Origin of the sequence: Halobaculum sp. D14 (assembly GCF_051195135.1) — an archaeon.
Taxonomy (GTDB): domain Archaea; phylum Halobacteriota; class Halobacteria; order Halobacteriales; family Haloferacaceae; genus JBNTKA01.
Map to the genome: position 1 here is coordinate 1 of NZ_JBNTKA010000006.1, position 26,929 is coordinate 26,929.

At 63.7% G+C, this 26,929-nt stretch carries 22 protein-coding genes; 6 read left to right on the top strand and 16 right to left on the bottom strand.

Translation table 11 applies throughout. The features are described from left to right. Positions 1 to 205 precede the first annotated feature (205 nt). Entirely contained in the window at positions 206 to 442 is a 237-nt protein-coding gene (locus tag ACQUST_RS14415; protein WP_435130093.1) for a hypothetical protein, read from the bottom strand. Positions 443 to 634: 192 nt separating this feature from the next. Continuing rightward, positions 635 to 1,144 (bottom strand): hypothetical protein, encoded by a 510-nt coding sequence (locus tag ACQUST_RS14420; RefSeq protein WP_435130096.1) that lies wholly within the window; start codon positions 1,142 to 1,144, stop codon positions 635 to 637. A gap of 155 nt (positions 1,145 to 1,299) precedes the next feature. On the opposite strand from ACQUST_RS14420, the gene ACQUST_RS14425 reads away from it, so the two are divergent. The 3 genes from ACQUST_RS14425 (at position 1,300) to ACQUST_RS14435 (ending at position 6,384) form a co-directional block, all read left to right on the top strand. Beyond that, complete coding sequence (locus tag ACQUST_RS14425; RefSeq protein WP_435130099.1) at positions 1,300 to 1,497, top strand: hypothetical protein; 198 nt, start codon at positions 1,300 to 1,302, stop codon at positions 1,495 to 1,497. A 36-nt stretch (positions 1,498 to 1,533) separates the two neighbouring features. Then, entirely contained in the window at positions 1,534 to 1,740 is a 207-nt protein-coding gene (locus ACQUST_RS14430) for a hypothetical protein (RefSeq protein WP_435130102.1), read from the top strand. 738 nt (positions 1,741 to 2,478) lie between these two features. After that, positions 2,479 to 6,384 carry a PAS domain-containing protein gene (locus ACQUST_RS14435; RefSeq protein WP_435130275.1) on the top strand — a complete coding sequence of 1,302 codons (3,906 nt, stop codon included), beginning with the start codon at positions 2,479 to 2,481 and terminating at the stop codon, positions 6,382 to 6,384. Between the two features lie 260 nt (positions 6,385 to 6,644). On the opposite strand, the gene ACQUST_RS14440 is transcribed toward ACQUST_RS14435, so the two are convergent. Next, positions 6,645 to 8,330 (bottom strand): transposase, encoded by a 1,686-nt coding sequence (locus tag ACQUST_RS14440; protein WP_435130105.1) that lies wholly within the window; start codon positions 8,328 to 8,330, stop codon positions 6,645 to 6,647. A gap of 521 nt (positions 8,331 to 8,851) precedes the next feature. Next, on the bottom strand, positions 8,852 to 9,985 hold the full coding sequence (locus ACQUST_RS14445; protein WP_435130108.1) for a hypothetical protein: 1,134 nt from the start codon (positions 9,983 to 9,985) through the stop codon (positions 8,852 to 8,854). A gap of 339 nt (positions 9,986 to 10,324) precedes the next feature. Between ACQUST_RS14445 and ACQUST_RS14450 the strand changes: the two genes are divergently transcribed. Continuing rightward, complete coding sequence (locus ACQUST_RS14450; protein ID WP_435130111.1) at positions 10,325 to 10,912, top strand: hypothetical protein; 588 nt, start codon at positions 10,325 to 10,327, stop codon at positions 10,910 to 10,912. A 622-nt stretch (positions 10,913 to 11,534) separates the two neighbouring features. Here the strand turns inward: ACQUST_RS14450 and ACQUST_RS14455 are convergent. The 10 genes from ACQUST_RS14455 to ACQUST_RS14500 all read right to left on the bottom strand — a co-directional run bounded on the left by ACQUST_RS14455 (position 11,535) and on the right by ACQUST_RS14500 (position 22,704). Continuing rightward, positions 11,535 to 12,590 (bottom strand): tyrosine-type recombinase/integrase, encoded by a 1,056-nt coding sequence (locus ACQUST_RS14455; protein ID WP_435130114.1) that lies wholly within the window; start codon positions 12,588 to 12,590, stop codon positions 11,535 to 11,537. Beyond that, positions 12,583 to 12,990 (bottom strand): DUF5805 domain-containing protein, encoded by a 408-nt coding sequence (locus ACQUST_RS14460; RefSeq protein WP_435130117.1) that lies wholly within the window; start codon positions 12,988 to 12,990, stop codon positions 12,583 to 12,585. The genes ACQUST_RS14455 and ACQUST_RS14460 overlap by 8 nt, the downstream gene beginning before the upstream one ends. Before the next feature lie 202 nt (positions 12,991 to 13,192). Next, positions 13,193 to 13,597 (bottom strand): CBS domain-containing protein, encoded by a 405-nt coding sequence (locus tag ACQUST_RS14465; RefSeq protein ID WP_435130278.1) that lies wholly within the window; start codon positions 13,595 to 13,597, stop codon positions 13,193 to 13,195. A gap of 313 nt (positions 13,598 to 13,910) precedes the next feature. Further along, positions 13,911 to 14,420, bottom strand: coding sequence for a universal stress protein (locus tag ACQUST_RS14470; protein ID WP_435130120.1), 510 nt, complete (start codon positions 14,418 to 14,420; stop codon positions 13,911 to 13,913). Positions 14,421 to 14,530: 110 nt separating this feature from the next. Next, complete coding sequence (locus ACQUST_RS14475; RefSeq protein WP_435130123.1) at positions 14,531 to 15,424, bottom strand: universal stress protein; 894 nt, start codon at positions 15,422 to 15,424, stop codon at positions 14,531 to 14,533. Positions 15,425 to 15,538: 114 nt separating this feature from the next. Further along, complete coding sequence (locus ACQUST_RS14480; protein ID WP_435130126.1) at positions 15,539 to 17,155, bottom strand: ABC transporter ATP-binding protein; 1,617 nt, start codon at positions 17,153 to 17,155, stop codon at positions 15,539 to 15,541. After that, positions 17,152 to 18,198: an ABC transporter ATP-binding protein gene (locus tag ACQUST_RS14485; protein WP_435130129.1), complete on the bottom strand. Its 1,047-nt coding sequence runs from the start codon at positions 18,196 to 18,198 to the stop codon at positions 17,152 to 17,154. The genes ACQUST_RS14480 and ACQUST_RS14485 overlap by 4 nt, the downstream gene beginning before the upstream one ends. After that, positions 18,198 to 19,637 (bottom strand): ABC transporter permease, encoded by a 1,440-nt coding sequence (locus ACQUST_RS14490; RefSeq protein ID WP_435130132.1) that lies wholly within the window; start codon positions 19,635 to 19,637, stop codon positions 18,198 to 18,200. Before ACQUST_RS14490 ends, ACQUST_RS14485 begins: the two co-directional genes overlap by 1 nt. A 1-nt stretch (position 19,638) precedes the next feature. After that, positions 19,639 to 20,700, bottom strand: coding sequence for an ABC transporter permease (locus ACQUST_RS14495; protein ID WP_435130135.1), 1,062 nt, complete (start codon positions 20,698 to 20,700; stop codon positions 19,639 to 19,641). 96 nt (positions 20,701 to 20,796) lie between these two features. Continuing rightward, complete coding sequence (locus tag ACQUST_RS14500; protein ID WP_435130138.1) at positions 20,797 to 22,704, bottom strand: ABC transporter substrate-binding protein; 1,908 nt, start codon at positions 22,702 to 22,704, stop codon at positions 20,797 to 20,799. Positions 22,705 to 22,889: 185 nt separating this feature from the next. Between ACQUST_RS14500 and ACQUST_RS14505 the strand changes: the two genes are divergently transcribed. Together ACQUST_RS14505 and ACQUST_RS14510 are read left to right on the top strand one after the other, a co-directional pair. Continuing rightward, complete coding sequence (locus ACQUST_RS14505; protein ID WP_435130141.1) at positions 22,890 to 23,858, top strand: metallophosphoesterase family protein; 969 nt, start codon at positions 22,890 to 22,892, stop codon at positions 23,856 to 23,858. Between the two features lie 6 nt (positions 23,859 to 23,864). Continuing rightward, positions 23,865 to 24,824 (top strand): carbohydrate kinase family protein, encoded by a 960-nt coding sequence (locus ACQUST_RS14510; protein WP_435130143.1) that lies wholly within the window; start codon positions 23,865 to 23,867, stop codon positions 24,822 to 24,824. Positions 24,825 to 24,902: 78 nt separating this feature from the next. Here ACQUST_RS14510 and ACQUST_RS14515 read toward each other — a convergent pair whose 3' ends face one another. Further along, the gene (locus ACQUST_RS14515; protein WP_435130146.1) at positions 24,903 to 25,709 is read right to left on the bottom strand and encodes a BtpA/SgcQ family protein; all 807 of its coding nucleotides are present in this window, start codon (positions 25,707 to 25,709) and stop codon (positions 24,903 to 24,905) included. Positions 25,710 to 25,941: 232 nt separating this feature from the next. Continuing rightward, positions 25,942 to 26,841, bottom strand: coding sequence for a hypothetical protein (locus ACQUST_RS14520; protein WP_435130148.1), 900 nt, complete (start codon positions 26,839 to 26,841; stop codon positions 25,942 to 25,944). Between the last annotated feature and the right edge of the window lie 88 nt (positions 26,842 to 26,929).

Here is a 26,929-nt window from a genome sequence, read left to right on the forward strand (position 1 = left end):
CCCCGACACCCGGTCTCGCCTCGACACTCCCCCGCACTCAACACTCCCCAGCCCGCCCAACCACACCCCCTGCACGTTACACACCGCGTTCCGGTCCCGCACACCACCGGATTTCGCGAAATAACCGCATCCGGTAGTGACTACTTCGTGGTTCGCCCGAACGACACGAGAAAATAGCGCAGCTGGCCGATATCGTAGGGTTCCGTTACTCCTCGTCTCCGAGTCGGACGCGGACGAACTCGTCGGTGACGTTCTCGACCTGTTCCGGTCGGACGTCGAGCGCGTCCACGTCCGGGTCCGACGCAGCTTCCATCCGGGATTCGACGTCCGTCTCCGGTTTGAGCCGCGCGGTCCCGTCTTCGATTCCGGTAATCTTCCCGAGCGGTTCGCCGTTGTAGTCGACGACCGGCATGCCGACCTCTTCCTGCGTGAAGTGCTCCATGTCGAACGGATGCTCGCGGCGGCCGGAAAAATCTACTCGCCGTCACCGGAATCGGCGTGGACTGACCGGCAGCGCTCGATGGGCGCAGTTCCGCCGGGCAAATGCTTATCGGGGTGAACCCTGTGGCTCACGTAACCCATGAGCAGCCTGGACGTGCTGGTTGTCGGCGGTTCGCCGCCGCGTTCGACAGTGTCACGGCTGCTCCGGCAGGAGCGCCCTGGGTGGTCCGTGACGGCGACGACCGCCGCCGACGCTGCGTCCGCCCTCGACGACGCCGACTTCGACTGTCTGCTCGCCTCCGGAAGCGACGCGGCGGGCGCAGCACCGGTCCGCGAACTCGTCCGGGGCGACGCGGGTCCGCCGCTCGTGGCGTGTCACTCCGACGGCGGCTTCACGCCGACCGAGGCCGTCGACGCCGGCGCGGCTGACGTCGTCGACCTCGCGGTCGTCGAGTCCGCGCCGGAACCGCTCGTGCGCCGAATCGAGGGCGTCGTTGCGAGCGACGCGGCTTCCGGCCGTGCCCGGTCGTCGGTCGCCGATGCGGACGCCGAAATCCCCGACCTGCTGTCGACGCTCGTCGACTGCGACGACGAGTTCAGCGCGGCGCGGTTCGCGGTGGAGACGCTGGTCGACCTGGTGTCGGCGGACGCCTGCGTCGTCTGCGCGGCCGAAGACGGAAGGTTCTGGCCGCGCGCGGCTCACGTCGAGGGGTTCACCGACGCCGAACTGCGCGGGACGGACGCCGGCCCTCCGGGGAGTCGTTCGCGGACGGCGTCTTCGACCCGGCGTCCGAGGACAACGCGGTCCGCGTCGTCTTCGTCGACGGCTCGACCGCGTCGAGCGTCGCGTCCGACCTCGTGTCGTACGGCAGCGTCGCCGCGGTCGCCGCCGACGGCGAGTCGGTCCGCGAGACGTTCGTTTCGCTCGTCATCTGCGGGCGCGCCGTCGAGCCGGCGATGCGGCTCGCGAGCCACTACGGCGACCTGGCGGAGCCGCCGGTGGTCGTCGGCAACGCCGGCTTCTCGTTCGAGGACACCCACTTCCTCCCCATCTGACTCCGGGAGGGCGACGGCGCCACGTTCGACCTGACCGTGGAGTCGCAGTCCGTCGAGCCCGGCGGCATCTACATCACGCGGGGGTTCGTCGACTCCGAACTCTGGGGCGTCCCCACCGACGGAACCGTCTCCGGCGAGCAGCTCAGCGAGTTCCTGCACCGCGAGACCGTGACGCCGTTCGACGTCGACGGCGAGTTCCACTGGCCGCAGGACGTCGACGGCCTCCTCTACCCGTTCGTTTGAGCCCGCCGTCCGGCCGCGGCGGCCGGCTACGGCTCAGACGCGTTCGAACATCTCCGCCGGCGTCTCTACGACCTCGCCGTCCTCGTGCCGCAGGTGCCGCGCGGGCAGAACGTCCTCCGTCAGGGACTCTGAGAGGCGCTCTTCGACCGTCTCCCCGCGGACGCGCTTGCGCGGGAGCGTGACGTCGCCCGTTTCATCGACGTTTCGCCAGTCACCAATTATTCCTTGTGGCGGCTCGCAGCGCGGTCGGGCGTGCAGCGGTGGAGTCTGCTCTCGGTGTTGCGCCCGGCGAATACCCTTTTGCCGTTCTTCCGCGACAGCGGACCCATGGAGAGCACTGTCTCGCTCGTCTGCGGCGACGACCGGACGTCGAACGTCGCGGCCGCCCTCGACCGAGTCCGCGACGACGTCGCGGCCGCGCTCCCCGCCGACGCCGACGTCGTCGTCAAGCCGAACCTCGTGAAGCCCCGGCCGCTCGCGTGCACCCACGTCGACACCGTCGACGCCGTGCTGTCGTTCTTCGAAGAGCTCGGCGTCGCCGAGTTCACGGTCGCCGAGTCGTCGGCAGCCAGAATTTCCGCAGGCATACTAGCAGCGTATTCGTCCCGTTTCCTTATATTGACCGACATACCACAACTCCCTCGATTATTGCGCTTTTCAGTCGTCAGCGACTTCGATAGCCCACGAGAGTGTCTCGCAAAAATATTTAACCAGTTAGACAGTCAAATCTCTGTAACTGTGCTCGGTACTACTGACGAACTGGACGATCCACTCCGCGTCCTCTACGTGAACTCCGATCCCGCGTTCGCGGAGTTGGTTCAAACCAAACTCCAACAGACGAGTACCGAGATCGACTGTATACCTGCCGACGGTATCGACGGAGCACTGCACCATCTTGCTACGGAACGAATCGACTGTATTGTAACGGCGTACTCGCTCGAAGATTCCGACGGTATCGGGCTTACGGAGTCGATTCGCCAGCAGAACGACGATATCCCGATACTCCTCTTTACTGGACAAGGGAGTGAAGAAATCGCGAGCAAAGCGACTCGTGCCGGCGTCTCGGACTACATCCCAGTCCGATCGGAGCGTGATAACTTCACACTACTCGCGGCCCGCATTCGAACGCTCACGAAGGCTGCTCGTAAACAAACGGAGGCCGAGCAGACCAAACGGCGCTTCCGACGAACGCTCGAGCGCGCAACTGACGCGATTTACGCCGTCGACAGCGACTGGCGCATCGAGTATATGAACGGGAAAATGGCCGAGCGAGTCGACCGTGACCCGGACGCAGTCGTCGGACGAAGCATCTGGGAAGAGTTCCCGTCGATCGTCGGAACGGAACTCGAAGACAAGTATCGAACGGCGATGGAGACTGGTGAACCAGTATCGTTCGAACAGCATCTGGAAGAGCCATTCGACTACTGGGTCGAAGTGCGAGCGTTTCCAGAAGACGACGGGCTGACCGTCTTTTCGCGTGAAATTACTACCGAGCGAGAACGGGAACTGAAGCTAGAGCGCAGTGACGCGATTTTGGAGAACATCCACGACGTCGTGTTCGTCCTCGACGAGCAAGGTGATATCGAGTTCGCGAATACGGCTGCAAAGTGGTTGCTCGCTGGAGATCAGTCGGCCCAGCTCACAGGACAACAGCTCGAAACGGTCGTCGGTGACCGTGTTAGCAATTCCGATATAACGCGATTCTCCCAGGCAGTCGAATCGACGCTCGACGAGATCGAGAGCGATGGTGGGTCCACCGGGTTGTACGATGCAGACCTCCAACTCGACGTCGTGGCCGGGACCAGCGAGCGGACATTCGACGTCCGAGTAGCCCCGTTTCAGAGTCCCAAAAGTAAGCAGGTGCTCGTTGTCGCTCGAGACGTGACCGAACAAAGCGAGGTAAGGCGCCAATTGGAACGAGAGCGGGACGCACTCCAGGACCTCCAGGCGGTCATGGCAGAAAGCGATGTCTCGGCCGAGTCGCGCCTCCAGAATCTCCTTGAAGTCGGTTGCCAGACGCTCGGGCTCGAAATCGGCATCATCTCGCGGATTGAGGACAGCGACTACACGGTCGAAGCAGTGCATGCACCAGAGGCTGATATCGAAGCTGGCGATCAGTTCGATCTCGAATCGACGTACTGTGCGGAAGTCGTCGGCACGGATTCGGTCTGTTCGTTTGCAGACGCCGTTAGCGCCGGGAAAGAGACGCATCCTGCCTACCGTGAGTTCGAGTTAGAGTCGTACATCGGCGTGCCACTCGTCGTCGATGACACGCGGTACGGAACCGTCAATTTCTCGAGTCCGACGACACGAGTCGCGCCGTTTGGAACGCTCGAACGAACGTTCGTCGAGCTGGTCGCACAACTCGTGAGTACCGAACTCTCGCGTCGTCGTGACCGTGCCGAACTCGAACGTCAGGGGTTCCTCTTCGACCGCGTTCAGGACGTCGCAAACATCGGTATCTGGGAACTCGTCCCATCGAGCGGCGAACTCACCTGGTCTGACGGGGTCCGCCAGATCCACGGCGTCGACGAGGACTACGAGCCCTCCCTCGACGGCGCAATCGAGTTCTATCACCCCGACGACAGAGAGACGATTACCGAAGCGGTCGACCAGGCAATCGAAGATGGGGAGCCCTACGACCTCGACCTCCGAATCGTTCGACCCGACGGCGAGGTGCGTGACGTTCGGGCGTGGGGGGAATACGTTGAGGACACACCACGGGGTGACTCAGTACTTCGAGGCGTTTTTCAGGACATCACGGAGCGAGAAGCGGAACGCCGGAAGCATCGAGAACTCGCGGAGGAGTATGAGGCGTTGCTCGAAACGTCTGGGGACGCGATATTCTTGCTCGATGTCGATACCGCTGGTGAGGACCCATCATTCGAGTTCGCCAGACTCAGTCCCGGATACGAGACGCAGACCGGACTTACAACTGAGGAGGTCCGCGGCAAGACACCCCGAGAGGTGTTCGGCGACGAGCAGGGTGCTGAACTCGAGGCTAACTACACTCGCTGTGTCGAGCAGCGTGCACCGATTTCGTATCGTGAAGAGCTCGACATCGGAGGGGATGCTCGGTTCTGGGAGACCAGCCTCGCGCCAGTCGTCGTCGACGGCGAGACCGTTCGAGTCGTGGGCATCGCTCGAAACGTCACCGAGCAGGTCGAACGAGAGCGCGAACTCGAGGCGACGAACGAGCGACTGGAATCGCTCATCGGGGCCACGCCACTCACCGTCATGGAAATCGACACCGATGGCAACGTCATCCGTTGGAATGACGAGGCCGAGAATATGTTCGGCTGGTCGCGAGACGAAGTGCTTGGCGAGTCCAATCCGATGGTCCCGGACGAGCAGCAGGAAGAGTTCGCCTCACACAAGCAGCGCGCCTTGAGTGGCGAGCGGATTCGGGCGAAGGAGATACGGCGAGAGACGAAAGACGGAGACGAACTGGACCTGCTCTTGTCGGTCGCGCCGATTACAGATGTCGACGGGGAAGTCACGAGCATCCTTGCCGTCTTAGAGGACATCACCGAACAGAAAGAGTTAGAAGCTCGCCTTCGATCGCTTCAGAATACCGCACAGCAGCTTAGCGGCGCTGAATCAAGCGACGAGATCGGAGCGATTGCCGTCGATGCCGCGGCTGAGATACTGGACCTCGATGTCACCGGGATCTGGGAATACAACGAGCGAGAGGACGCGCTCGTTCCGATCACGGAAACGGCCGCAGCACGAGACCTGTTTAGCGAGTCTCCCCGGTTCACTCCTGGAGACGGCCTTGCTTGGGACGCGTTTGAGTCCGGAGAAACTCAGGTATATGATGATGTCCAGGCTGAGGGGCAACCCTACAATCCGAACACAGAGATACGGAGTGAGATTCTCGTCCCACTGGGTGAGTATGGGCTCATGTCGACGGGGTCAGTTTCCACGCAGGTCTTTTCTGAGATGGACGTCGACCTGTTCCGGATTCTCGGTGCGACTGTCGAGGCAGCACTCGCACGAGCGAGCAGGGAGGAAGAATTACATCGACAGAACGAGCGACTCGACCAGTTCGCGAGCGTCGTTGCCCACGACCTTCGGAACCCCCTATCCGTCGCAAAGGGATTCCTCGATATCGCAGCGGAGACCGGGAACGCGGAGCACTTCGAGAAAGTAGAATCCGCACACGACCGAATTGAACGACTCATCGAGGACCTCCTGACGCTGGCACGTGGGGAGACGAAGATCGAGGATGCGGAAGAGATCGACCTCGAGAGTATTACGACGGAGGCGTGGGGATACGTCGATACTGAGGAGGCAACGCTTTCAGTTGCAGATAGAATTCCGACAGTCACCGGGGATGCAGGGCGGCTGACCCAACTCTTCGAGAATCTCTTCCGAAATGCAATCGAGCACGGTGGTGCCGATGTCACGGTGACCGTGGGTGGATTAGACGGAGACGATGGATTCTACGTTGAGGATACCGGCAGCGGGATTCCCCAAGAGAAGCAAGAGGACGTGTTCAAACACGGCGTCACGTCCAGCGAGGGGGGAACCGGGTTCGGGCTCTCGATTGTGGCCGACATCGCGAAGGCGCACGGTTGGACAGTTTCGGTGACAGACGGAAGCAATGGCGGGGCACGGTTCGAGTTCAAGCGGTCGAAATAGCACCCGTTGTCAGTGAGCAAACCGTGCCTGCGGTCTATGCATTGAGAGAACCAGTCTCTACTATTCACAACTTCGGAGGATAGCGAATCTACAAACGAAACCGAACGATTTCTCGGGTGATTCAGTAGCGACGAATTGTGGTAATGGCGAATCCGACCCGCTACTCATTCAGAAACGGACACGAAGACGCGAAAATGGAGGGCAGCCGAGAGAGCTATGGCTACGCAACGAGCGAACACATAGGGAGAATCAGACCGTGACTATCCGTATGGGACGAGGAAGCAAGCGAGCAACTCGATGGCCTCACCCGCCGTCAGCACGGGTTCGTCACGAATAGGCTTCCCTACTTCCAACTTCAACAAGTAGTCCGCGAGCCGCCACACGTTGTACAGCAGGCACGCGAACATGAAGTTGAAACAGCGTACACGGTAATCTGTAGAAGCCATCGTCGGGAGGAACTTCTTGATCTGCTTGTACTCGTTCTCGATCTCCCATCGCCGACTGTAGCGGTTACAGAGTCCTCGTACGTCCTCGGGAGCCACGTCGTCGCGGTTCGTCAGAAATACCGCGTAGTCGCCGTCTTCCTCGGTCGACGGAACGTACATGAAGTTCACCTCGTGGCTCACTTCGCCGTTGGCCCCCAACTCTACGTCGGGTTCCACACCCACGTCCGCGACCGGGTGGTCTTCGACTTTCTCAATACCCTCTAAGTCCGCCTCGTACGCCCGCTTCGGAATGAGGTAGGTCACGTCGTGGCTGTCGAGCGTGTGGAGAACGTCATGTCCGTCGAACTCGCGGTCGGCCATCACGAGGTGCATATCGACGTGCTTGCTCGCTTCTTCCAGCAGTGCGTCGACGACTTCAGCGCGACTTCGCGTCTCGATATCGTCGTCCTCCCAGTAGGATGCATCTCGAATCGGTTCGACGGCGAGGATGAGCGGGGCGTTCTCGCCGACGATGGTGAGTGTCGCAAACTGATACCCGCGCTCACCGTTCTCCTTCAGACCGTTCACGGGCGCGGGGAAATCGTCCTTCGCTATCCCGTCCTCGTAGTCTTCCCACGGTGAGGGGTAAAACATCGTATCGGTAATGTCGATGGCCGCGACAACCGGCTCGCGGAACGGCTTCGTGTCCCGAATCGCCTTAATCGTGTTCTCGACTGCCGTACTGAAGTCGCCCTGTAGCTCCTCGCAGACGCGTTTCCACGGCTCAGTCCGCTGCTTCCGGCCTGTTCCGTGGTACTCGGTGAGCGTGGACTGGCGGCCCGTGGGCTTCCCGAGCTTCTTGATCGCCCGTAGATGGGTGTCGCCGTGTGGGGTTTGCTCGCGGCGGCTCATCCGCGCGAATCGCTTCGTCCCCTGTGCAGTCCCACAGTTCGCCAGACTAAGGTAGGACTGCATCGAGAGGATGCATTCGTCGCTATACCGGGCGTTCGCAGCACGCCCTGTGTCGAACGCGGGGAAGATGTGCTCGCGGGCTGCCCGCATCGTCTCACGAATTTTCGCTTCTGAAAGGTCGTCGGGGACCTCGTCCGTCTCGAACTCGCTGTCAGTCTCGTCTTCGCCGTCCGCATGGTCGTCGCGAATAACGCCGTGCTCGATGGCCTCCCGTCGGATGGCCTTGCCAGCGGCGACGATCAGCTTGCGGAGGTCTGCATCGAAGCGGTTGCGCCACGTATACGAGAGGGTTTGTTGCGTGGGCGTGCCATTGAGGTCGAAGCGGATTCGGAGATACTGCCACGAGTCGACGCGGTCGGCGAGTTCGCTATCGCTGTAGTCGCCCGCGTACTTGTAAAGGAACAGCCGCAGCATCGGCGTGAGGTCATAGCCGTGACTCGGCGTCCGCTTGTACAGGTCGTCGATATCTGTGAGCGGGAGATTGAGATCAGCGATGACTCGTGTGAGGTGGTTTTCGTGTTCACAGAGGTCGCTGGCCTGCTGGACCATCCGCTCTGCGAAGGCAGGCTGCCCGCTGTCGGCGTCGCAATGAGCGAATGGCACCGTCTCATTGTTTCCATATCTTACTCGTCGATACTTAAGTTGTAGGAGGAGTGTTTATATATGGGCGAACCAAAGAAGGTAGATCTCATGTACAATCTTGTGTAGCACGTTACTATCTTGGTCGTAGGAGAGACCCGTCCCGTTGCAGCCAGCACATGAGACGCACTCGCGCTGCATAGGTCCGGTGGCGTCCTTTTCTCAACTGCCCATGATCTCATGTGCTTGCGTACTGGTATGAGGGTGTTTTCAAAATTTTGCATCTCCGGCTCATGCCACTATCGCTGAAAGTTCCTCTTTTCCTGAACGTGGCAGAGATCGTGGAGGACAATCTAGGCAGCGTAGGATTATCCAGATTTACGCAGGCAAGAGTTGAGGGCTGTTGCTGAGCAATTTGAGGAACTGATTCCTTGATTTTCGGCGAAGGGTTGTACTACGCCAAGGTCGAAGGTAAAACGAGGACCAGATTACTACCCAACCGTGTAGGAGTTGTTGTTAACGATTTTGTAAGCGGGCCAGCCTACAGTCTTCGGTTGTGTAGAGTCACCGTCGCAGGCAGTTCCGTTGTAACTCCCTTTGGCGATGCTCATGTTGTTGATGGCCAACGCTTCACAGCTACCGTATCTACATCCCGTGAGGTCGAAGATTGGACCGCCTGAGTCCCCCGGTGCAACGTCCACTTCGGTTTTTACGCCGTCAGTATCGAATCGGGGACATCCGGTGAATCCGCCCTCATTGTATCCTCTAATCGTCCCTGTTCGGTACCCAGTTCCGTCTCCAGATTTGTATGCTTCGCCGGTTTTACCCACCATCGAAGCGATTCCATCACGGGTCTTGTACCCGGTAAGCGTGTAGCTGTATCCGTCCCAGTAGATTTCGTTGGCAATGTCAGTGACTCCCTGACTATTAGCGGGTACCAAGCACCAGTCGTGAAGAGCGTGAGCGTCTTCGAAGGTTCCAATCGTGGCATTGTTCGCGGCAGCCGCGACCTCTCCGGTCGCTTTGGTAGTACAGCTATCGACGAACACGTGGTTCGCGGTCAGCATGTACTCCTGACTGCCGTCGTGCATCCGGTATCCAGACGTCCCTTGATGGGTGGACTGGTTCTTCTCCCAGATGACGATCCCACCGGGGTATGGTTCTATTGTAGTTTCTGCACCGCCACACAGGAGAGTTTGGTTCTGGTTGATTCGTTCGTACCGAATCTCATCGAGCAGGAGGTCATTCGAGGTTGAAACACCAACGTCTTTGAGAACACTCGGAAGTCGTTCTTCCAACCCAGAAGGAGCCTCTTTCGCAATTTCCACCACTGGTTGAGTTGCGGTGTATCCCCCGATGCTTCGGGAAGACCCACCTTGGTACATCGCGATGAGGTGGTCGCCGAACTCACTGGTATTACGAATGTGCTGGAAAGCTCCGAACAGTTGATCGTAGACCTGACGTAGAGCCTTCTCGTGTTCGTGCCAATGAACAGGCACTTTCTTTTTCTCGACAGGCTCCTGTTTTAGTCCGCCGCGCCCCGTTACGATTCGGCGCTTTCGTTCAGCTGCGCCGACTACGTTCGAGAGGGACGTGGCTCCAACTGCGGAACCGACTCCTTGCAAAACGGTACGCCTGTTAACTCGGCTGTCAGTTGGTTTGTCTGAGTACGCCTGTTAACTCGGCTGTCAGTTGGTTTGTCTGACATCGATACTCAATTTACAGCAATGAATTAAATACTTTTCTAACGCTTACTTGTAAAAGATATATTATACGAATCGATATAATTTAGGCCTACCTTTCTGAGATCCATTCCCCGTTAATTCTGTATCGTAAATATCGAAATTGTCGAAGTACAGGAGAACACCGGTTGTATTCAGACAAAATATACTATATAATTATTTTGTATAACGTATCTTTTACTCTCCATAAGGCCCTTTTCCTCTCATCCCGTAAGGAAAGGTATGAAGCGTCGAACGTACCTGACACTCGTTGCAAGTAGCATCGGGGGAATTTCTGGGTGTGCTAGTCCACTTGTTCAACGCACGAACAAGAAAAAGCGGCTCGGAAAAGTATCACTTGTTGACAAACAAACGAAGGGCGTTAATTTAGATGTGGACATACAACGTTCAATTATCACAACAGAACGAACTGCGACCATCCAATTCAGATTTTCCAATCCAACCTCCGAACCGATTAAACTGAAACTTGACCGAAAAACAGATTCCCCAGCACCGTTGACAAGTTTCGTCGAAACAGATGCTGGTCGGACATTTACAGGTATCGCCCTTGTTCCGCGTAGGGGTTACAATATCACACGGAGGTCAAACTCATGTTGGAGACCCGGTAAAGACGGGTTTGTGAGACAACTTGACGAAGAGGTGATGAGGATTCCACCAAGTAAATCAGTTCAGTTGAATTACGAGGTCTGGGAAGATACAGAGAAAGACGAATGCTTCCCTGCCGGAACCTACCATTTCGGGAAGAACGGATCCAATCCAGTCTCGTGGCAGGTAACAATCAAAATAGAAAAACCAGAAGGTGAAAGTTAGACGCCTTATTGTTGAATCGAAATTGCACTTGTGAAATTAACGCTGAAACTGACGCGCTCCGAAGTCGGATATTAGATATCTACTAGTAGGTTTTCGTTATGTTACGGTAATCAGCGATCTAGCTTTGTGAAGTACTGAGACTAGCCGACATGTTTTCTCGATCAAATCGAGCTCGCCCCCACACGTCCGGTGTATTCTGCTCTTCCGAAATGTGCTCAAGTGAGTATCTCTGTCCAAGGTACCTTCTAGGTGTGCCCTCAATCCAAGCGATTATTTTTGACCTAGTTGCCTACAGCACCTATTACTGAGACATTACCCGAGCACCTTTTATTGCATATTAGTAATAATTATCAAATAACAAAGTAGTAAATAGTTGAACTAGAATACAGAAGATACGTCACCGCTCGAATGTAAGTTGAGACTTGTCTGTTTAAGGTAGAAGAATATGATGATTTGTAGCTACCTATCTTCCGAGCCTCTGACTATTGATTCGAAATTCTTCCGTATAGCGATATACGATTCATCAGTCTGTCCAGGGACACCGAGACGAATATGTGTCGTCCTCCCACCGACACGAACTGTCGGAAAATTCCGTGAAAACGCCTCGGTTCGAGGGCGCGGCTCAGACGCCGAGCGAGTAGATGTTGGCCTCGTACGTCTCCCGGACGTTGTCGCCCCAGTTGTGGGTGTAGGTGTCGATGATGTCGTCGGCGACGTCGCCGCGGAGGTACTTGACGACGCCGCGCTCGCCGGTGCGGTCGCGGAGATGCGTCGTGAAGAAGTGCCGGAAGTAGTGCGGCGTGACGTTCTCGGCGGCGCCGGCGCCCTGCTCGTACCACCCCATCTCGGTCGCGTGCTCGCGGACGACGCGCTGGACCTGCTCCGGGGTGAGCCGCTCGCCCCACCCGCTCGCGGTGCCGACGAACAGTGGCTCGGCCCGGGAGAGCGCGTCCGGGCGGACGGCGAGCCACCGCAACAGCGTCCGCTCCAGTTCGGCGTCAACTGGGACCACAGTCCCGCGTTTCCGCTTGTTCGACGCCGTCCGCTCCTCGCCGTTGTACCGTTCGCCGACGGTCGGTTCCGCGGCGACGTACAGCGAATCCGGCCGGCCGTCGAGCTGTGCACGGCCGCCGAGCGCGTAGCCGTCGACGTCCCGGGACAGCGTGAGGTCCCGGAGGTCGAGGTTGCAGAGCTCGCCGACGCGCATCCCGGTTTTCAGCAGCGTCACCACGAGCGCCCGCTCCAGCGGATGCCGGATTCCGTCGACGAACGTCCGCATCTGCGGCACCGAAATCTCGCGCCGCGTCGGGTCCGTGTCGATGCGTTCGTCGAGTTCCTCCATCACGAGCGCCATCGGGTTCGCGTCGAATGCGCCGACCTGCGTCATGTACGCGAAAAACCGGTGGAGGTAGGCGGCGTACGTCGCGACCGTCGAGTCTCCGAGCTCGGAGTCGCGACGGAGTTCGTGGACGAACGCCATGCAGTCGCGGTGAGACGCCGCAGCAGGGGCCACGGGCTCGCCGCGAGGGTTGCGGTCCCCGTCGCCGAGGAAGTCGTCGAATCGGCGCAGAACCCGGTCGTACTCCCGACGCGTCCGGTCGCTCTTGCCGTGGAACTCCATGTCCTGAAGGAAGTAGCCGACCGGGTCGTCGGGGTCGACGGCGTCCGCGCTACTCATCGGTCACCACGTAGCCGCCGTCGCGACCGCTGTACCGAACCGTCCCGTCGTCCTGCAGGTCCGCCATGGCCTCGTCGAGCCGGTCTTCGAGGTCGCCGGCGACAGCCTCGAGCAGGTCGTCCCACGACATGGCACCACGCTGACGGAGAACCCCGAGGACGCGGTCTTCGAGGCCGCCACCCCCAGGGTCTTCCCCTTCAGAACCGTGCTCCGTTTCCGCGGCCTCGCCGCCGGACTCGTCGGCGTCGAGGTTCAGGTCGTGCCGGCCGGCCTGCACCATCGTCCGGACGAACTCCGACTGGCTCATCCCGAGGTCGTCGGCGTCGCTGACCCACTCGGCCTTCTGGTACGCCGGAAGCCGCACCCGGACCTCCGTCCGTTCGGTGTCCGCATCCGTCATACCATCGGCGACGACCTCCGGCTACTTCAATTCCACCGAAAATAGTCCTAGCTCACTAAGACTGGAGAGTGTGTCCAACAATGCGCTGTTCTTCTCCACTCGATATTGTCTTTCCTCTTGGAATCCACTGTACCGTGCCTTTCTCGACAGCTTCGATGACGCGGTTTCCTGTCTTTCAAAACCGGCTGCCTCGTCGCGGTGGTCACGCCGGGCTGGGCGTCTGGACCGTCGAGATGTACGACGTGAGGTCGGTGGTCGTGATCATTCCGATGACGGTGCCGTCGTCTTCGACGACCGGCATGTGGTGGATGCCGAGTTCGACGAGTCGGTCGGCGACGTTTCGGATAGAGTCGCCGGCGGCGGCGGTGGTGACGTCGACGCTCGCGTACGCGGACACCGGGGTCTCGTCTTTGGGTTTGCGCTCCGCGACGATCTTGACGAAGTCAGTCGTCGTCAGGATGCCTTCGAGTTTCTCGTCTTCGTCCACGACGACGACGGAGCCGATGTCGTTGTCCAACAGTACCCGTGCGGCTTCCTCCACGAGCGTCTCCGGCGTGACCGTGTGAACGTCGCTGGACATGAGCTGGGCCACGAAAATATCGTCAATATCGTCCATACGTACACCGGGCGCGGCGGCGTGATAAGACTTATCGTGGCATCTCCGAGTTCACCCCACCGGAACTGCGCACACGTCCAGCAGCCCGACAACCGGACTGCCGGGTGGCGCCGGTTTTCTGGCTGTAGCGCCGCAGATTCGACGAATCCGGATAACGATTCATAAGTAGAACTCGGAACCGAGTACGTATTTGTGGTTGATGCGAGACCAATAAACACCATATCGCGATATCATCGCGGGCGCGGATGTCGGGCCTCAGGGGACCCATACTACCCCGGGAAGACCCGGTGCCAGCTGCGTTCGGTTATTCCGGGAGGTAGAAGTCGGATTTCGGGCTTCTGTGCGGAGAGGCGTTCCGGAGCCGCGCGACCTTCGCGGGTCTGCGGTGCCGGACGATGACGACGTCGTACGAGTCGTCCGCAGCGACGCCGCGGCCGACGCTGCTCACCGTCGAGACGACGTGTCCGGCGTTCTCGCTGCCGACGAACACCATCGACGCGTCCTCGGACTGAGCGAGGCTACGCACCCGGCTGGCTATCGTCCCGGCGGGCGCGTACCGGTCGACGAACTTGTGTCTGAAGTCGGCGCTGGGACACAGGTCTGTCACCTGGCTGTGCAGCGTCGCCACGACGGCGTCCCTGTCGAACGACTCGTCCGGGCCGAGCCAGCCTCGCGACCGCGCGTAGTCGACGTTGCCGTCCGGGATGACGCTCACCGCCAGGACGTCCTCTTCGAAGACGACGCCGAACTCGGCGGCACGGACCAGCGCGGCCTCCGCGAGTTCCGACCCGTCGAACGGAACGAACAGAGTCATACCGGTGGCAGGGGCCGAGCGGAGAAAAAGCCGCCTCAACGTTTTCACGCTGCAGGAACGACAGAACCACCGGCCAGTAGCGGGTCGTTCAGTTGCCGTCGGTGTCTGCGTCAGTCGTCGATGCGGTTGCGGGCGTTCACCGCGAGCACCGGCTGTTCGGCGTGCCGGACGACCCGTTCGGTGGTGCTGCCGAGGAGGTACCTGTTCAGTCCGGTCCGGCCGGCGGTCCCCATCGCGACGAGGTCCACGTCGTTGTCGTCGGCGTACTGGACGATGTCCCGCGCGGGGTGGCCCTCCTTGACCGCCGTGGTCGCTTTGAGGCCGGCGTCGCGGGCGCGGTCGGCGACCGCCTCGGTCGCCGCCTCGCCCTGCGAGCGAAGCTCCGAGAGCAGTTCCGCCGGCACCGTGTAGTCCGGCGTGGCGCCGAGTCCGCCGACGTCGACGACGTTCACGGCGTGGACGCGAGCGCCGGTTCGCCCGGCGATTTCGAGGCCGTGGTCGACGGCGGCCGCCGCCGGCTCGCTGCCGTCGGTCGGGATGAGCACGTCGTCGTAGTCCGAGGCGCTGCTCCGCTCGGTCGCGCGGACCGTGAGCACCGGGGCGTCCGCGAGCCGGATGACGCGCTCGGTGACGCTGCCGGCGACGTAGCGTCTGACCCCGGTCCGGCCGTGCGTCCCCATCGCCAGCAGCTCCGCGTCGTGCTCGGCGGCGTATTCGAGGATGGCTTCGCTCGGCTCGCCCCGGAGCACTGCCGTCTCCACCGCCTCGGCGTCGTCGAGCAGCGACTCGATTTCGCCGACCGTTCGCTCCCCTTCGGATTCGAGTCGGTGGACGAACGCCTCGTCGACGCCGCCGGCGTCGAACGCGCCGCCCGCCGCCTCGACGTCGACGACGGTGACGACGTGGATGGTCGCGTCGAACGTCCGCGCGAGGTACCGTGCGTGCTCCGCGGCCCGGACGGCGTGGTCGCTGCCGTCGGTCGGAACGAGAATCGTGTCGTACATCCCGGTTCGCACGTGGAACCGCGCCGGCATAAACTGGGGCGCCGATTCCAGGTCGGCGCCGCGACGACGGGTCGAATCGAGTCTGCGTCTGCGTCGGTCGGATTCGGCGTCGGCTCAGTCGGTGCGGCGGCCGAGCCGTCGGTCGATGACGTCGTCGGGGTCGTCGTACTCGGCGTCGTGGCGGACGCAGCGACTCGTCCGGCCGCCCTCGAGGACGTGCGCCTCGGGGTGTTCGCGGTTGCAGACCGACCCGAACGCTTCCCGGAGGACCGCGGCGGCCTCGGCGTCCTCCCCTTCCCGGGCGAAGTCGACGGCGTCCTCGACGGCCGTCCGCGCTTCGCTGTCGAGGGTGACGTCGCCGAACAGGTCCTCGTACGTCTCGTCGATGTCCTCGACGTTGACGGACAGCCCGAGCGCGCGCTTCACGCGCTCTGTGACGCCCGAGTCGGCCTGCGCGCGCTCGCGCAGCACCGTGTGGAGTTCGTCGAGCGCGTCCCACGTCTCCTCGGGCAGCGACTCGAACTCCGGCGGCCGAACCTTGGCGGGGCAGCGCGTCACGAACGGGCAGCCCTGCGGCGGGTCGCGCGGGCTCGGCGGCGTCCCGCGCAGCGTCACCCGGTCGCGGTCCGTTCCGGCGATGCTGCCGGGAATCGCCGACAGCAGAGAGATCGTGTACGGGTGCTGCGGGTCGTCGTACAGCGCCTCGGTCTCCGCGAGTTCGACGACGTTGCCGAGGTACATCACGGCGACGCGGTCGGCGATGTGCCGGACGACCGAGAGGTCGTGCGCGATGAACAGGTACGTCAGCCCGAGCTCCTCCTGGAGGTCTTCGAGGAGGTTGATGATGCGCGCCTGCACGGAGACGTCGAGCGCGGACACCGGCTCGTCGAGCACCATGAACTCTGGGTTGAGCGCGAGCGCCCGCGCGATGCCGATGCGCTGGCGCTGCCCGCCGCTGAACTGGTGCGGGTAGCGGTAGTAGTGCTCTTCGCGCAGCCCGACCTGTTCGATGAGGTGGAAGACGCGGTCGCGACGCATCGCCTGCTTCGACTTCTGCACCTGAATCGACACGGAGACGGTGCCGCCGGCCTCGCTGACGTCGACGCGCAGGTCGTCCGCGGTCAGCGGCGCGTCCGGTTTCACCGACGGCGACCCGGTGGCTTCGCCCGCCGTGTCGACGTGGACGGTGACGTCCGCCTGCTCGTCCGGGCCGGCCCGGCCGACGCCGCTCCCGTTGACGGTCGCGTCCGTGGCGCCCTCGACGCGGACGGCGAGGTGCGGCCAGCCGTGCGCGTCGAGCGGCTCGCGGATGATTTCTCCGACGGTCATCCGGTCGTTCAGGCTGGAGTCGGGGTCTTGGAACACCATCTGGGCGTCCCGCTGCCACTCGCGGAGTTCGGCGCCCGACAGCTCCGCGACGTTCTGGCCGTCCGAGTGGACGTCGCCGTCGGTGGCGTCTTCGAGCCCGAGTATCGTGCGGCCGAGCGTCGTCTTCCCGCAGCCGGATTCGCCGACCAGCCCGAGCGTCTCGCCGCGCTGAATGTCGAGGTCGACGCCGTCGACGGCCTTCACGGGCTTCCCGCCGAGGAACTCGTCGCCGCCGTAGTACTTCTTCAGGCCGCGCACCTTCACCAGCGTGTCGTCACCACCGGCGCCGCCGGCCGACTGCCGCGTCGCGTGGCCGTCCGCCTCGGCGTCTGCGCCGGTCGGCGTGTCGTCCGAGCGGCTCACAGACCCTCACCTCCGCTGACGGCGGCGTCGCCGTCCCGCTGGCCGGTCGGGCCGTCGGCGCTGTACTCCGCGTCGTACCGGTCGTCGTGGAGCAGACACGCCGCGGTGTGCTCGTCGCCGACCGCGACGTGTTCTGGGTGTACCGATTCGCAGGCGCCGAACGCCTCCGGGCACCGCGGCGCGAACCGGCAGTGCGTCGCCTGCTCTGTCGGCGTCGGCACCTCGCCCTCGATAGTCGGGAGGCGGTCGCCGCGCCCGGTTCGGCCCGGGATGGACGCGAGCAGCCCCCGCGTGTACGGGTGCTGCGGGTTCGCGAACAGTTCGTCGGCCGGCGCCGTCTCCACGATTTCGCCGGCGTACATGACGTTCACGCGGTCGGTGGCTTCCTCGATGACGCCCATGTCGTGTGTGATGAACAGGATGGAGAGGTCCTCCTCGGCCTGGAGTTCTTCGAGCAGTTCGAGAATCTGTGCCTGAATCGTTACGTCGAGCGCCGTCGTCGGCTCGTCGCACACCAGCAGGTCGGGGTCGCACGCCAGCGCCATCGCGATGACGGCCCGCTGCCGCATCCCGCCGCTGAACTGATGCGGGTACTCGTCGACGCGCCGCGGCGCGTCAGGAATCCCGACCTCCTCGAGCAGCCGAACCGCCTCCTCGCGGGCGGCCTGACCGCGGAGCCCCTGGTGGATTCGGAGCGCCTCCCGAATCTGGTTCCCGACGGTGTACACCGGGTTCATCGAGTTGATGGGGTCTTGGAACACGATGGCGACGTCGCCGCGGTGGCGGTCCCAGTTGTCGTCGGTGAGTTCGTCGCCGCGGAACCGAATCGACCCGGATTCGATGACGCCCGGCGACTCGATGAGCCCCAGGATGGAGCGCGCCGTCACGGACTTCCCGGAGCCGGATTCGCCGACGATGCCGACGGTTTCGCCCTCGCGGACGGTGAAGGAGATGCCGTCGACGGCGCGAATCGTCTCCTTGTCGGTGTGGAACACGGTGTTGAGGTCCTCGACGGTCAGCAGCGCCTCCTCCGAGCCGGCCATCACGCACCACCTCCGCGGCCGGCGGCGCCGCCCTCGGCGCTGTCCGACTCGGGGTCGATCGCGTCACGGACGCCGTCGCCGAGCGCGTTGAACCCGGTGACGACGAGCGTGATGAGCAGCCCGGGGATGAGCGAGATGTGCCACGACGGGCCGCCGACGTAGTTCTGTCCGGCGTTGACTGCGCGGCCCCACTCGGGCGTCGGCGGGTTCACGCCGAGCCCGAGGAACGACAGCCCGGCGATAGCGATGATGGCGCCGCCGAGCGTCATCGAGCCGTAGATGAGCAGGTAGCCGGTGATGTACGGGAACATGTGTTTTTTCATGATGTTGGCGGGCGACTGCCCGAAGCTCTTCGCCGCGTCGATCCACTCGCGTTCGCTGACCTGCAGCGCGGGGCCGCGTAACGACCGCCACATGTACGGCCAGCCCGTCCCGGCGAAGATGAGCGCTAGCAAGAACGCGCCGCTGTACAGGTTACCGACCCACGTTCCGCCGAAGACCACCGTGAGCATGATGAGTAACAGCAGTCTCGGCAGCGCCATGATGGAGTCGGAGACGAGGACGAACGCGAGGTCGACGGCGCCCTTGTAGTACGCCGACAGCAACGCGAACGTCGTCGCGATGACGGCGCTGAGCCCGACCGAGAACAGCCCGATGATGAGCGAGATGCGCGCCCCTGCGGCGATGAACGTGAACAGGTCCTTCCCGGAGGGGAGCGTCCCGAACGGGTGGAACCGGCCGTAGTCGTCGTAGCTCCAGACGCCGACGTTGTTGTCGGTGCCGACGGACCGCGAATTGATGTTCGCGGAGTAGACGTTGATGGTTTCGACGCTGTTCGACTCGGTGCTCCAGTAGTTTATCTGGTGGCCGGCCGGGTTCTGGAGGTTCTGTTCGACGGTGGTCGGGCCGAGCGCCGGCGCGAACACCGCCATCACGATGAACATGAACACGACGACCAGCCCGAACAGCCCCCACTTGTGGCCGCGGAGCCGGTTCACGATGTCGTCGCGCGGCGTCCAGTCGGCGACGCGGTAGTGCGTGCGGTACCAGGTGTAGCCGACCCAGGCCCACGCGAGCAGCGCGAACGAGTAGAGGTAGACGACGGCGACGCGGACCATCCACGCCTGCGCGGGCGCCAGCCCGAGGAACGTGTTCACGTAGCGCGACCCGTTCCAGTAGCCGCCGTTCGGGATGACCTGCCGGGAGAGCAGCGTCGGAATCTCGGTCGTCGCCTTCGAGAACGCCTTCACGACGCCCGGGTCGTACGCGAACGGGAGCGCCTTCACGAGGTCGACGGCGAGCGTCCCGACGAAGTGGACGAACGCGCCGGCTTCGAGCAGCAGCAGGAACGCGGCGACGGCGACCCAGACGACCGCGGGCCGCGGCGTGGCCGCGACGCGGTCGCGGAGCGTCGTCGAGGTTGGTTCGGTCACCGCCATGTCAGGCCTCCTCGTAGCCGACGCGCGGGTCGATGAGCGTGTACAGCAGGTCCTGTGCGATGTTGATGACGAGCATCATGACGATGAAGACGAACATGAGTGTGCCGACGAGCGGGAGGTCCCCCTGGATGGCGGCGCGGAAGAACAGCCACCCCATGCCCTGAATCCCGAAGACGGACTCGACGAGGACCGACCCGCCGATGAGCAGGAACGCCTCGCTCGTGATGATGGGGACGAGCGGGACGAGTGCGTTCCGGAAGATGTGCTTCCAGACGAGCGCGCGGTTCGAGACGCCTTTCGCCTTCGCGAGGTCGATGTACTTCTCGCTTCGCGTCTCCAGCACCGCGGTCCGGCCGATACGCATCTCGTTGCCCATCGACGCCGAACCGAGGACGAGCGCCGCCGGCAGTATCTTCTTGATGGCGGTGAGCGTCTCCATCGGCTTCGTGAAGAACGCGAGCGGGTTCCCGTGCATGTAACTGAGCTGCGGGTTCCCGGTGATCGCGTCGATCGGAATGAGGAAGGCGTCCCACGAGATGGAGACGCCGATGAGCGACTTCGTGATGGCTTCGGAGCTGATGAGCACCGACAGCAGCATGACGGCGAGCCAGAAGTTCGGCATCGCGCGCCAGACGATACCGGACAGCGAGGCGATGTAGTCGGCGAGCGAGTTCGAGTTCAGCCCGGCGTAAAAGCCGAGCGGAACGCCGATGAACACGGCGACGACGACCGACCAGAAGCCGAGCCACAGCGTCCGCGGCAGGAAGTCCATGACGAGCGCGTTCACGTTCGACCCGGGGTACAGCAGCCACGTCTGGCCGAGGTCGAGCATGAACAGGTCCGTCATCCAGTCGACGTAGTGCGCAAGCGGCGGCCGGTTCAGTCCGAGCTCTTCTCGTGCGGTCTGGTAGAGCTGTTTGTTCTGCGGGTTCGCGCTACTGAGGACGTTCGCCGCCGGGTCGATCGGCCCCATGAAGATGACGTACCAGGTGATACTGGTACCGAGCCACAGCACGGGGATCGACATGAGCAGGCGTTTCGCCAGGTATCTCCATCGACTCATTGTAATGGCTTGTGTAGATCGCCGAGGGTACCGGTTGTTACGAACCGGCTCGAAAAACGTTACCGAATCGGGACTCGTCGCCGACGCGACTCGGAGTTACCGCTGCAGCTCCAGCCGGTTGAACGTCTGGTTCTCCATGGCGCCGTACATCCGGACGTCGACGTCGTCGTACCAGAGCCGCTGGGACACCGTGTGGACCGTCGGGAGTTCCTGAACGGAGGCCCAGTTCATCTCCTCGATGATGGTGTACGCCTTGTTCCGCTTCTGCTGGGCGGCCGTCCCGGGGCCGGTGTTCGGCTGGTAGTACTGCGTCCAGGCGTTCCGGGCGGTGTTGACGTATTCGTCGTTGTGGTGCCCCGAGTCGCCGCCCCAGCGCGTGAAGGCGCTGGAGGGGTTGCCGGCGTGCAGGAACCGGAGGAAGTTGTCGGACTCCGGCCACTCCATGCCGTCGCTCAGCGTGAAGAAGTCCATCGTCCCCTTGATGGCCTTCGAGATGATGGTGCCGAAGTCGGCCTTCTGAATGGTGATGTTGATGTGGGCGGCGCGGGCCTTGTCGCGGACGCGCTTGGAGAGCTGGTCCACGGCGTTGTTGCCGCTCTCCACCGTGAACTCCATCTCGTACATGTTGTCCTGCGAGTAGCCGGCGTCCTCCATCACCTGCTTCGCGGAGGCGATGTCGGACGTGCCGATGCCGTACGGGTAGCCGTCGGCGCCGAACTCGGTTTCCGAGCGGAAGCCGCTCTTGGCGTGCTTGTCGTAGTTCGCCGTCGGCTCCTCGCCCTCCTTGTGCATGTACACCGGCGGCGGCGTCAGGTGGTACGCGGGCTGTGCCAGCCCCTTGTACAGGTCGTCGGCGATGGACTGCTGGTTGATGATGTACGCGATGGCCTGCCGTGCCGGGCGCTCGACGTTGTCGCAGTTGAACACCAGATACCGCGTGTCGAGCGTCGTCGCCTGGCCGTAGTGGACGACGTCGCCGTTCTCCAGTTCGTACCGGCCGGTTTCGTAGTCGCCTTTCGTGCTGTCGATGACGAGCCGGTCGGGCTGGAACTTCGACGTCGGCATCCCGTTTTCGAGGATGTCGAGGTTCCCGTTCTTGAACCGCTTGAACCGGGTGCTCTCGGAGCTGATGACGGTGTACGAGATGTTCTCGATGTTCGCGGTCTCGCCGTGGTAGTCGTCGTAGGCGGTGAGCAGCAGTTCGTCGCCTTTCGTCCACGTGTCAACCTGGAACGGGCCGGTCGCGACGAACTTCGGGCCGTCGCCGGACGTCGAGAAGAACTCGTCATAGTCCCACTTCCCGTCGTACCCCTCGATGTCGCCGACGGCGTTCTCGGGGAGCACCGCGAACGCGCCGCCGGAGATCTGCGAGATGGCGGCGTGGAACGGGGATTCGAGCGTGAACGCGAACTCGTAGTCGCTCTTCGCCTCGACGGCGAGCGACCCGGACTTGTAGTTCTCCAGGCTCTCGCTCGTGTTGCCCTCGTGGGCGATGGTGAACGTCCCGCCGATGATGTCGTCTTTGTTCCGGCTCTTGTCGGAGCCGGCGAGTCGCCGCCACGAGTAGACGAAGTCGTGGGCGGTCAGTTCGGAGCCGTCGTGGAAGGTGACGCCCTCTTTCAGCGTGAAGGTGTACGTCTTGCCGTCCTCGGAGACCGTGTAGTCTTTGGCGAGGTTGGCGACCGGCGGGAGGTCGCCGTTCTTGAACTTCATCAGCATCTCCGAGTACTGCGGCCAGCCGGCGCCGGAGCCCTTCGCGACGATGGGGTCGAGCGTCTGGAACGGGCCGGGCGACGCCATCCGGAGCGTCCCTTTGGGGCCGCCGGCCTTCACGGGCTCACCGATCTGCTGGGGGGTCGGCGTCGAGTCGGTCGAGCCGTCGTCGGAGGCGCTTGTCGGGGTCGATTCCTGATTCGGTTGGTTGCCGGAGCAGCCCGCGAGCGCCGCCGCTGCGCCCGAGCCAGCCACGGTGAGGAAGCGTCGACGAGTAGTGCCGTCGGACATCGGGTGGAAAGGACTGCGCAGGCGACAAATAGCTTTCCATCCGCACGCCTGTGGGAGTATCCACCGCTATATAGGCCTCAATCTATGCACGTTTGTGGCTTTCTATCACGAATTTCCGAAATAATCGCTATCCGCCGACGTGCTGCGACCGTGGAGGTTTTGACGGTCGACGCGCAGTCACGCACATGGCCTCCCCCCTCGACCGCGACGCCGTCCCGAGCGGGTCCCTCATGGCTCGCCTGAACCGCCCGCGAACCGACCGGTCCACGCGGCTCGCAGTCATCGCCGACCCGCACCTCTCCACGCGGCAAGAGGGAACCTCGAAGCTGTTTCACGACACCGAACGGCACGTCGCGAACGCCGTCGCCGACATCGCCCGCCGCGACGTCGACGCGACGGTCTGCGTCGGCGACATCACGAAGGACGGCGAGCGCTGGAACTTCGACCGGTTCGACGAACTCGTCGCCGACCTCGACGCGCCGTTTTACTCCATCCCCGGGAACCACGACGTCCCGAAGCGCGGCTACGACCACGACAACCTCCCGGTCAGCGAGTTCGCCGACCGGTACGCACCCGACGGCCAGTCCTTCCCGTTCCACGTCGAAGTCGGCGGCGTCGACCTGCTCGGCCTGAACACGGCCGGCAGCGAGGAGTTCCTGTACGAATCCCACGCCGGCCGCGTCACCGACGACCAGCTCGCGTGGCTCGACGAGACGCTGCCCGAGACGGAGACGCCGGTGGTGCTCGCCCACCACAACCTCCCGTCGATGTCAGAGCAGGTCCACGAGCACCGCGACCTCGCAGAGCCCGACATGGAGATTCCGCCCGAGATGGAGAACCCCGAGGAGTTCGTCGACCTGCTGAACGCCCACGACGCGCCGCTCGTGTTCACTGGGCACCTCCACCTGCCGTCGGCGGTCCGAGAGGGGAGCGTCCGCGAACTGATGGCGCCGACCACCTGCTCGTTCCCGCAGGGCTACCTGCTCGTCGACGTCGGCCCCGACGGCACCGACGTCCGGTTCGTCCCCGTCGCGGACTTCGAAGGAATGGTCGACGGCTTCCGCGAACGCGCCACCGACTCCGTGACCGCGCGCGGACTCACCGGGATGGCGGCGGTCCGACTCGCCCACTTCCCGCTCGTGGACGAGCGGTAGGCCGCGATGACGGGCCTCGACATCGTCGCCGTCGGCGCCGCCGCGCTCGACCGGCAGTACCTCGTCTCGAACCTCCCGGAGCCGGACGGCGGCGCGTACGCGGACGGCGTCGAGGACACCTTCGGCGGCGTCGCCGCCAACGTCGCCACCGGCTGCGCCCGACTCGGCCGCGACGCCGGCATCCTGACGCGACTCGGCCGCGACGACGTCGCCGACCGAGTGCTCGCCGACCTCGACGACGGCCCGCTGGACACGGCCCGCGTCAGGCGGAAACCCGGAACCAGCACGCACTGCATCGTTCTCCGCGACGGCGACGGGAAACGGAGCATCGTCACCGCGGGCGACTCGGTGAAACGGCTCCGCCTCGACGAGGACGACGTGTCGTATCTCGCGGCCGCCGACGTCGTGTTCGTCACCGCGTACGCGCCCGACCCGGTCCACCGGACGCTTCTCTCGTGTGCGCGAGGCGAGCGGCCCGCGGGTGCGCCGGCGGACGGTTCGTTCCCGCCGGTCGTGTTCGACCTCTCGGGGCCGCCCGCCGAACTCGACGGGCGCGGCGCCCGCCCGGGCACCGTCGACGACTGGCTGGACGCCGCGGCGCTTGTCGTTGTCGGCGACGTCGCCGCCGCCGGCCACTTCGGCTGTACCGGCCGCGACGCCGCCGCGCTCCTCGCCGAACGCGGGGCGGACCGCGTCGCCTCGACCGCCGGCGACGACGGCGCGACCCTCGTCGACGGTGACGGCCTAGTCGACGTGCCGGCGTTCGACGTCGACGCGGTCGACGAAACGGGGGCCGGCGACGCGTACGCCGCCGGCCTGATTCACGCGTGGCTCCTCGGTGACCGCACGGCCACGGAGGCAGGTCGAGTCGCCGCGGCCGCTGCGGCGTGCAACTGCACCGAGGCGGGCGCCCGCGGCGGCCAGCCGACCGCCGACGAACTCGAGTCGTTCCTCGCGGTCCGCTGACCGCTCCGATTCCCGCTCCCCTCCTGCGGTTTCTTTCCGGCCAGCGTCCCTCGTCAGACCCGGTGACTCTGTCGTCGGTTACTCGGTCGCCGCGTCGACGAGTTCGCGGACGCGAGCGGTCGACACCGCTGCGTCGACGTCGCCGCCCTCCTTCAGTGCCGTGCCGACGATGACGCCGTCGGCGTACCGGAGCAGTTCGCCGACCGACTCGGCGGTCACGCCGCTGCCGACGAACAGCGGCACGTCGAGGCCGTACGCCTCCCGGCGCTCGGCGGCGCGTCGGAGGTCGGATTCGTCGACGGCGGCGCCGGTCCCCGGGCCGCTGACGATGACGGCGTCCGCGAGGCCGCGTTCGACGCCGTCGGCCATGGACTCCGCGGTGAACTCGTCGTCGGCGAGCGCCGCGGAGTGTTTCACGTCGTGGTCGGCCATGATTGCGACGTCGGCGTCGAGACGGTCGCGGAGCCGAACGGTCTCGTGTGCCCGCCCCTCGATGACGCCCTGGTCGGTGACGCGGGCGCCGGTGTGGACGTTGACGCGGACGTAGTCCGCTCCCGCGGCGGCGGCGGCCGAAATCGCGGCTTCACCGTCGTTCCGGAGGACGTTCACGCCGACCGGCACGTCCACCTCGTCGACGACGGCGGTCGCGGCGCGCGTCATCGACGCGACGACGTGCTTCGGGACGTCGTCCGGGTAGAACGGGCCGTCGCCGAAGTTCTCCACCATGACGCCGTCGACGCCGCCGTCGTCGAGCGCCCGCGCGTCCCGACGCGCTCGTTCGAGCAGTTCGTCGAACGACCCGTCGAACTTCGGCGCTCCAGGGAGCGCGGGGAGGTGGACCATGCCGACGACTGCCTGGTCGGTGCCGAACGTGGATTCGAGCATGCCCCCCGGTTTCGACGGCCTCCGTGAATCAGTGCCGATTTCTGACGAATTCAGTCCGAATAGAGAGGTCACATATCTGGTCTGCCACGACCAATTACACCTCATGTCGCTATACACAAATCGGAGAGGGGCGCCGAATCCCGTTCTTTCAGAGTTCGGCGTGCACAGAGCTGGATGCGGAGGAATACAGTCAGAACGGAAGCCGCCAGCCGCCGTGGGGCGAAGCCCGCAGTCAGTCGGCGCTAATCGCGGTGTCGACGCCGACGGCGAGCGCCTCGCGGAGCGTGTCGGTTTCCGCGGTCGCCTCCGCCTGATTTTCGAGGACGACGGTCTCGCTCGGGAACAGGTCGTCGCCGAGCACGAGTCCGTGCTCGCGGGCCGTGCCGCCGGTGACGGTGAGGTAGACGCCGAGGCCGACGTCGGCGATGGCCGCTTCCTCCTCGACGCCGTCGTCCGGGTAGACAAAGTCGACGCCGTCCAGCGCGTCCGTCCCGATGACGGCTTCGACGAGCCGTTCGTACCGCGGGGAGATGCAGAGGTCGCCGTCGTACTCGGCGACGAACGACCGGTCGAGTTCGGCGCCGGACGGAAGCAGTTCGGGCCGCGCCATCAGCGTGTGGTAGACGGTGTCACCGAGCCCAGTGACGACGCGGACGTCGGTGTCGCGCGGATCGATGCGGGCGTTCACCGCCGACAGGTCCGAGACGCCGTCCGGGCGCAGCGACACGACCTCTTCGAGCACCAGGTCCGCCGAGTCGACGCCGAGCGCGAACTCGTGGGTGCGGAGCGCGCGGAACGGCTCCTCGCGGCCGACGAGCCGAACCGGGGTGCCGTCGACGTCGACGACGGCGGAGTCGAAGACGACGCGCCGCGGATGCGACTCGCGGTCGTCGCGGATGAGCGTGTACTCGGCTCCGCCACCGTCGGGGTCGCTGTACGCCGCGAGCCGGTCGTACACGCCGCTGTCCGCCGACTGCGACCCCTTCGTGACGGCTTTCTCGTAGCGCAGCGTCGAGGAGACGTCGTCGGCGAGCGCCGCGGCGTCGTCGCCGCCGACCGCGGCGAACCGCTCGAGGGCGGCCTCCAGCGGCCGGCCCTTCCGCGGCACCGCGACCGACACGGGTTCGGTCATTACCGACCGAACGTGGCCGTCGCTCAAAAGCGGCGCGCTTCCCACAGCGCCCCCCGAATCGGACCCAGGTAACTCTGCTCTCGGTGCG

Coding starts and splice junctions, on each gene's coding strand:
- ACQUST_RS14415 (WP_435130093.1), bottom strand. CDS start 442: ATGGAGCACTTCACGCAGGAAGAGGTCGGCATGCCGGTCGTCGACTAC.
- ACQUST_RS14440 (WP_435130105.1), bottom strand. CDS start 8,330: ATGGTCCAGCAGGCCAGCGACCTCTGTGAACACGAAAACCACCTCACA.
- ACQUST_RS14450 (WP_435130111.1), top strand. CDS start 10,325: ATGAAGCGTCGAACGTACCTGACACTCGTTGCAAGTAGCATCGGGGGA.
- ACQUST_RS14455 (WP_435130114.1), bottom strand. CDS start 12,590: ATGAGTAGCGCGGACGCCGTCGACCCCGACGACCCGGTCGGCTACTTC.
- ACQUST_RS14460 (WP_435130117.1), bottom strand. CDS start 12,990: ATGACGGATGCGGACACCGAACGGACGGAGGTCCGGGTGCGGCTTCCG.
- ACQUST_RS14470 (WP_435130120.1), bottom strand. CDS start 14,420: ATGACTCTGTTCGTTCCGTTCGACGGGTCGGAACTCGCGGAGGCCGCG.
- ACQUST_RS14475 (WP_435130123.1), bottom strand. CDS start 15,424: ATGTACGACACGATTCTCGTTCCGACCGACGGCAGCGACCACGCCGTC.
- ACQUST_RS14485 (WP_435130129.1), bottom strand. CDS start 18,198: ATGGCCGGCTCGGAGGAGGCGCTGCTGACCGTCGAGGACCTCAACACC.
- ACQUST_RS14490 (WP_435130132.1), bottom strand. CDS start 19,637: ATGGCGGTGACCGAACCAACCTCGACGACGCTCCGCGACCGCGTCGCG.
- ACQUST_RS14495 (WP_435130135.1), bottom strand. CDS start 20,700: ATGAGTCGATGGAGATACCTGGCGAAACGCCTGCTCATGTCGATCCCC.
- ACQUST_RS14500 (WP_435130138.1), bottom strand. CDS start 22,704: ATGTCCGACGGCACTACTCGTCGACGCTTCCTCACCGTGGCTGGCTCG.
- ACQUST_RS14505 (WP_435130141.1), top strand. CDS start 22,890: ATGGCCTCCCCCCTCGACCGCGACGCCGTCCCGAGCGGGTCCCTCATG.
- ACQUST_RS14510 (WP_435130143.1), top strand. CDS start 23,865: ATGACGGGCCTCGACATCGTCGCCGTCGGCGCCGCCGCGCTCGACCGG.
- ACQUST_RS14515 (WP_435130146.1), bottom strand. CDS start 25,709: ATGCTCGAATCCACGTTCGGCACCGACCAGGCAGTCGTCGGCATGGTC.
- ACQUST_RS14520 (WP_435130148.1), bottom strand. CDS start 26,841: ATGACCGAACCCGTGTCGGTCGCGGTGCCGCGGAAGGGCCGGCCGCTG.